The organism is Shewanella sp. BJSY2023SW007, from assembly GCF_047314525.1.
Lineage (GTDB): Bacteria > Pseudomonadota > Gammaproteobacteria > Enterobacterales > Shewanellaceae > Shewanella > Shewanella chilikensis.
This window is the reverse complement of the sequence record NZ_JBKORL010000008.1, coordinates 57,319-63,919: the sequence shown is the minus strand read 5'-3', so window position 1 is coordinate 63,919 and position 6,601 is coordinate 57,319. Positions and strand designations below refer to the sequence as shown.

The window sequence follows — 6,601 nt, the reverse complement described above, 5'->3', positions numbered from 1 at the left end:
AAAGTTGCATAAAAAAATCCGATGACATGGGGTCATCGGATTTTGATCCTTTCAGTGAGATCGTCAAGCGATCTGTCTTAACTGATCGGCATTACCCGAGGGCGGGCGCTTTTGGCGTTTATTGTGCAGCCGAGGAAAACATAGTTCCGAACCACTAAAGGTCAGCAAATTGCCAACCGGCTGGGTTGAGTTCGCCGTATCATTGCTTTATTCGGTCAAACCACTGACTTTGAGCTGCCTTAATCGTTATTTCCTGTCCCTGTCCATTGGATATTGGCTTTAATCTCTTCCACCAAACCGGCATCCTCTTCGGTAATATGACCTATAACACTGTAAATTTTGCCGACAACAGGCTGCTCGATATTGAATTGCGCCTGGCAGTATTCGATACCATTTTCTTCACCGGGGAACAGATAGGCTGGAATACGATATTCCATACCTTGGTAGCTGAGGTTGAGGTTGTAAAACTCCCTTACCTCATCACAACTGAAGTCGGTGTTGGGCACATCGAAGTAGAGCCCCACCTTGGCGCCGCCATTATCCGCCGCAGTCATCTGCATGGTCAGGTGACCGAGCTGATAGCTTGCTTCTTTGGCCGCCGGAAGTTCAGCGGTAAACATACGACCTTGGGCATCGTCATCAGATTCGATATCCAGACGTTTTTCTACATCATCGGCGTTGGCAAACAGAGTGTAGCGACCGCCCCACATTTGGGCGACTTTGGCTCCTTTACCCACTCCTGCTATGGCGTCGGTCAACGTGATAGTTTCCTGATGTTCAACACCTTCATCATCGCCGTACTCCAGCACCATTTGGCCTAGTTCATTGATGATATAAGTGGAAACTTCCACGGTTGCAGTAGCGGAGCATTCGCTGAGGTTGTCTTGAGTGCGGACATTACGCAGCACAGAGCCGTTTTTGAACTCCAGAGTGTCGCACCATACTTGCATCACACCGTCGTCGTGCTCGTTTGCAGAACCCCATTCTGTGGTGAACCAGGTTTTGCCTTCCAGCGGATGTTTGGGCTCTGGTTCGACACCGTTATCGGCAACCTTGACTTTAAGATCGACTCTCACAGGCGCATGTTTGCCGTCATTGACTGTCACAGTGATCACAAAGTCGCCGGCAACCAGAGGCTTGCCGGACAAACGCAATGAGTCACCTTGCTCAATTTTCAGGGCGATACCTTGCATATCTGTCATGGCGCTGAAGGTCAGTTGATCTTTATCCTGATCGCCAAACAGCTTATCCAGGTCAATCACCTGATCGATTTGATTGCCCACTGTCAGCGCCATGCGTGCCAGTTCAGCTTCCAGTTCGGCTTTTTCAGCCGGGTTGATGACAGGAGCATGGTTGATACTGCTGACTTCAATCTCAATTTCCAGTGGGTAAGAGCGGGCGCCCTTACTGTCGGTGGCGTAAGCGTGCAGCTCTATTTCACCGGCTACCTTAGGTGTGCCGCTGAGTACGCCTGTTTTGGCATCGAATGCCAGGCCCAGGGTTTCCAGTGCTATGTTGCCATCTTCCTCCATCAGGCTCAGAGTGAAGCTGTCGTTGTCCTTGTCGGCAAAAGCGGCTGACAAATCTACGGCAGTCATCGGCTGACCCAGTTCCACTTCAATTTGGGTCAGCTTGTCCAGCTCGGCCTGGTTCAAGGCAATATGAGGCCTGTGATTGGATTCTACACCGCCTTCTGGGGTGATCACCGGCTCGTAGTCGTCGAGTTTGTCACCGGCTTCCACCTTGGCAGCCACATCTTCAACCAAGAGTTGCAGATGCGCTTCAGCCAGGCCCTGATGGCTAACCAGCGTCTCGCCGACAATGTTCAGCGCTTGAGCGACCTTGTTGGCACTACTCTTGGCCAGATAGTCACCAAACAGCAGCTCTGGTTCGGCTTTAAGTTCAGCAAATTGAGCCGACACAGCTTGTTCGGCATCCGCCTTGGATACACCTTGGTTGGCGTCCATATGCTTGACAACCAAGTCGGTCAGCGGGCTGATCACCTGGCTGTTGGCATCTTTGCTTGCCGGGGCCTTGAGCTCAAAGGTTTTTTTCACCAAGCCGCGGCTTTCATCCATGGTTTTGTCGGCAATGGCCTTAACACACAGTGTTTGTCCCTGATATTGGCCATCGATCCGGGCAATACCGCCTTTGCCGGTTGTCGCCACTTTGGTTTGGCAGTTTTCGCCGGCATAAACGTCGGCATTCACCAGATAACCATCAATGGCTGTGACCGAAAATGATTTGGCTGTGGGGTTGTCATTGTTGTCGCTGCCGCCGCAACCGGCCAGTGCCAGTGCTATTGACGCTGCAAGCAAAGTCGTCTTCTTCATTCTTTATCCCAAAATAATTTGAGCGCCTTGATGACGCCCATCCACCTTTTTAGATACAAAAGTTCCATTTAAAGGGATGCAGATGATAACTTTGATAAACAAAAGATAAATTGATTGGGTTCACATAAAATTCCTGATTAAAAACAGTGTGATAGGTTTAATTTTGAGCTGCGGTTTAATTTTGGACACATATTGGCGTCATAATCGCCAAAAGTGCCGCTATCTGAGTTTTTACTTGTCAGAAGCAAGGAATTGTGCCGCCTGAATGGATTGATAAATGCTTATAAATAAGAGGGTTATTGATGGCTTGTTAATTGCCTCTCGGGTAGCAGAAATGAAAGTTCTGGATTGAATTAGCGCGTATTTAGCCCACGCCAAGGCGCTGAGGTTAAGCCGCCGGTTTGTTAAAAGTGAACCTTGGTTCAGTGTAAAAAAAACAGCTCCGCAAGAGTGGCATCTGCGGAGCTGTTCTAAATGGAACTGTTTTAAATGAGAGTTAAGCCGAATTTAATGCCCGTTGCTCACTACCTTGTTTCAGAAACCTGTCTAAGGAGTTTTTTCAGTCGCTTAGGTTTTGGTAACTGGGCTCAGTAGCCTGCCGCTTCGCTGCCGGCGCGGCGCGGGTCAGATGCACCAAATTTACCTTCTTCGGTCACCATAATGCTCTGGGTGCTGCCCATGGAACTTTTGACCTTGACCTGGTGGCCCATGGCTTCCAGCAGCGCTATGGTGTCACCATTGAGGCTGCGCTCTACCCGAATTTCATCCGGCAGCCACTGGTGATGCATCCGCGGTGCAAAGCTGGCTTCGGCGATATTCAGGTCGTGGTCAATCACATTCATGATGATCTGCAGCACTGTGGTAATGATCCTGGCGCCCCCCGGGCTGCCGGTAACCAGAAACGGCTGACCGTCTTTCATTATCATGGTCGGGCTCATGGAGCTCAGTGGCCGCTTGTTGCCCTGTACCGAGTTGGCTTCACCGCCCACTAGGCCATAACCGTTGGGCGTGCCGGGTTTGGCTGAGAAATCATCCATCTCATTGTTCAGCAAAATCCCTGTACCATCGGCCACCAGCCCAGAGCCATAACTGAAGTTGAGGGTATAGGTGTTGGATACCGCATTGCCCCATTTATCCACGACCGAGTAGTGAGTTGTCTGGTCACTTTCATAGGGGGCCAGCTTGCCGGGTTTGACCTGGCTTGAAGGGGTGGCGTGCTTGCTGTCGATGCTCTTGGCCAATGTTTTGGCATAATCCGGGCTCAACAGGGCTTTAACCGGCACAGGATAGAAATCCGGATCGCCGAGATACTCGCTGCGATCGGCATAGGCCCGTCTCATGGCCTCGGCCATAAGATGCAAAGTGGCGGCGGTGTTGTGGCCCAGATCATGGATGGGGTACTGCTCGAGAATGTTGAGGATCTCTATGATATGAATACCACCCGATGATGGCGGCGGCATGGAAACCACCTCATAGCCTCGATAGTGTCCGCGCACCGGCTGGCGCTCTATGGCCTGATAGTTGTTGAGATCCTCTAGGGTCATGATGCCGCCGGCGGCCTGAATGGCACTCACCAGTTTCTCGGCGGTTTCCCCTTGGTAAAATCCTTTGCTGCCCTGTTTGGCAATCAGCTCCAGCGAGTGAGCCAACTCAGGTTGCTTGATGATTTCGCCCGGTACAAAGCTGCTGCCATCAGCCTTGTAGAAGATGGCGGCAGAGCTTGGCCATTGGGAGATGCGGCGCTTAACTCCATCGAGGGAGTTGGCCAGATCTGAAGTAACGCTGATCCCTTCCCGCGCCAGTTTGATCGCCGGGGCTATCACTTGTTCCCGTTTCATGGTGCCATACTTGGACAGGGCCAGCTCCATGCCCATCACAGTGCCGGGAACGCCTACCGCCAGGCCGTGCTCGCGGCTGAGTTTATTGACCGCATTGCCCTTGTCATCAAGGAAGATATCCCTGTGGGCCTTGGAAGGCGCCATCTCCCGATAATCTATGGCTATGGTCTTGTTTTCCTTCGCCAGGTGTACCAGCATGAAACCGCCGCCACCTATATTGCCGGCCCGGGGCAAAGTCACTGCCAGGGCATAACCCACGGCCACAGCTGCATCTACCGCGTTGCCGCCTTGCTTGAGAATATCTACCCCGATACGGGAAGCCAGTGCCTCCTGGCTGGAAACCATGCCATGCTTGGCCCAAACGGGCTGGGCTGTGGCCATTTCACTGTAAATCGAGGATTCATTGGCGGTAACTTGTGGGCTGTAACTCAGGGTGGAGGCTGTTGGCAGCGCCAGAGCGACGGCGAAGATCAGCGGTTTTATCAGACGCACTATATTTCCTTATACTGCTTTTGCTTAAGTTGCTATGCAATGTGCCGCCAATTATCCTTGATTGCAAGTTTGCCTCGGCATATGGAATAAATTTGGACAATAAGCACTGGCAGTGGCGTTTTGCCGCCGGCATTGATGAGATCCCCGCCGCCGAGTGGGATCTGTGTCTGGCTGACGATGGCCAAACAGAGCCGGACAACCCATTTTGTCGGCATGCTTTTTTGAAGGCGCTGGAGCAAAGTGGCAGTGTTTGCGCCGTAGCCGGCTGGCAACCCATGCATTTACAGCTGTTTTGCAACGACAGGCGTTTGGCTGTGATGCCTCTCTATCTCAAGGATCACTCCTGGGGCGAATATGTGTTCGACTGGGCCTGGGCCGATGCCTATCAGCGCCACGGTGAAGCCTATTATCCCAAGCTGGTCTGCGCCATTCCCTTTACGCCTGTCAGCGGCCCAAGACTCGGGATAGCGCCCGAGGCCAGGGCGGCGGCCGCTGATATCCAGCAGGCGCTGGCGAAACTGTTTTGGCAACTGCTCGAAAGCTACTCCTCCTGGCATTGGCTGTTTGTCAGCAAGGGGCAACTTGATTCATTGCGGCATTTGCCCCAGACCTTGGTGCGGGAAGGCACGCAGTTTCATTGGTTTAACCGGGGTTACAGCCAGTTTGATGATTTTTTGGCGCGGCTCAACTCGAAACGGCGCAAGAATATTCTCAAAGAGCGCCGCGCCTTGGCTGACTTGCAGTTTGTCTGGCTCAGGGGCGATGAGCTGCAAGATTGGCACTGGCAGCTTTTCTATCGCTGCTATCGGCAAACCTACCTGAAACGCTCCGGCCATGGGGGATATCTTCAGCCCGACTTTTTCAAGCAACTCGGTAAGTTGATGGCGGCCGAGGTGCGTTTGCTCCTGGTTCACCGCTTGGGTGAAACGCCGCAACAGGCGCTGGCATGCGCGCTTTATCTGCAGGGGAAAGATACTCTTTATGGCCGCTATTGGGGCGCACTTGAGGAGATCCCGGCGCTGCATTTCGAGGCCTGTTACTGGCAGGGAATAGACTATTGCATCAAGAACGGCCTCAGTTGCTTTAACGCCGGTGCCCAGGGGGAGCACAAGCTTATCCGCGGTTTTGAGTGTGTCACCACCTATTCGCTGCATGGCATAGCGCATCCAGGCTTTCGGGAGGCGATAGCCGATTTCTGTCAAACAGAGGCCGGCAATAACCGCTTGTATCAAGCGCAGTTGCAGCAGGCCTTACCCTACAAAAAGGGCGATTAACCCAGCGCCAGCCAGACACCGACCCCCAGCATCAGGCTGCCGGCTATCCGGTTGAGCAGACGGACATTGTTGCCACGGCTCAAAAACAGCCTCAGGCTCTTGCCGCCATTGGCATAGGCCAGCATGCAGATGAGCTCGGTACACATGATAATGCCGATGAGTGCCGTTAGTTGCGTTGCCATAGGTTGCTGCAGATTGATAAAGGGAGGCAGCAAGGAAATCATAAAGGCCCAGCCCTTGGGATTGGCAATGGCGGTGACAAAGCCTTGGGAGATCAACGCCGTGCGCTTGATACTTCGGGGTTGGTCCAGATTGGCCATCTTGCCCTTGGCCCGCCACATATTGATGCCGAGCCAGATAAGATAGGCACCGCCAAGATATTTGAGCCCCTGGAAGATCATTGGATGTTTCAACATAACCGTGGCCACACCCAGCACGGCCGCCAAAGCCACCAGGGCGACTCCCACGAGTTCACCCAGCATCATCCACAGAGTGCGGCGCACCCCAATGCTCATCCCCAGTGTCATGGCCAGGGTCATGCACATTCCCGGGGTAACGGAAACAAAGAAAAAGGTTGGAATAAAAGCGGCGAGCAGGGCGTAGTCTTGCATTTTGGGTACAGCTGTCTCTCAAAAAGGGAGATCAGTCTAATGAAATCCTACCG

Annotated in this window: 4 protein-coding genes; 1 reads left to right on the top strand and 3 read right to left on the bottom strand. The window is 52.9% G+C overall.

Translation table 11 applies throughout. The features are described 5' to 3' along the window. Positions 1-239 precede the first annotated feature (239 nt). Together ACMHXE_RS02455 and ggt are read right to left on the bottom strand one after the other, a co-directional pair. The gene (locus ACMHXE_RS02455) at positions 240-2,333 is read right to left on the bottom strand and encodes a hypothetical protein (protein ID WP_413731270.1); all 2,094 of its coding nucleotides are present in this window, start codon (positions 2,331-2,333) and stop codon (positions 240-242) included. 587 nt (positions 2,334-2,920) lie between these two features. Further along, complete coding sequence (ggt, locus tag ACMHXE_RS02450; protein ID WP_287590204.1) at positions 2,921-4,663, bottom strand: gamma-glutamyltransferase; 1,743 nt, start codon at positions 4,661-4,663, stop codon at positions 2,921-2,923. Between the two features lie 92 nt (positions 4,664-4,755). Between ggt and ACMHXE_RS02445 the strand changes: the two genes are divergently transcribed. Beyond that, a complete protein-coding gene (locus tag ACMHXE_RS02445) occupies positions 4,756-5,937 on the top strand; it encodes a GNAT family N-acetyltransferase (RefSeq protein WP_159353071.1) in 1,182 nt (393 codons plus the stop codon). Here ACMHXE_RS02445 and ACMHXE_RS02440 read toward each other — a convergent pair. After that, positions 5,934-6,548, bottom strand: coding sequence for a LysE family translocator (locus ACMHXE_RS02440; RefSeq protein WP_413731267.1), 615 nt, complete (start codon positions 6,546-6,548; stop codon positions 5,934-5,936). The two genes, ACMHXE_RS02445 and ACMHXE_RS02440, sit on opposite strands and share 4 nt — an antisense overlap. Positions 6,549-6,601: the final 53 nt, after the last annotated feature.

Bases quoted from the DNA above. Each gene is read 5' to 3' on its own strand.
- ACMHXE_RS02455 (WP_413731270.1), bottom strand. From the start codon at position 2,333: ATGAAGAAGACGACTTTGCTTGCAGCGTCAATAGCACTGGCACTGGCC.
- ACMHXE_RS02440 (WP_413731267.1), bottom strand. From the start codon at position 6,548: ATGCAAGACTACGCCCTGCTCGCCGCTTTTATTCCAACCTTTTTCTTT.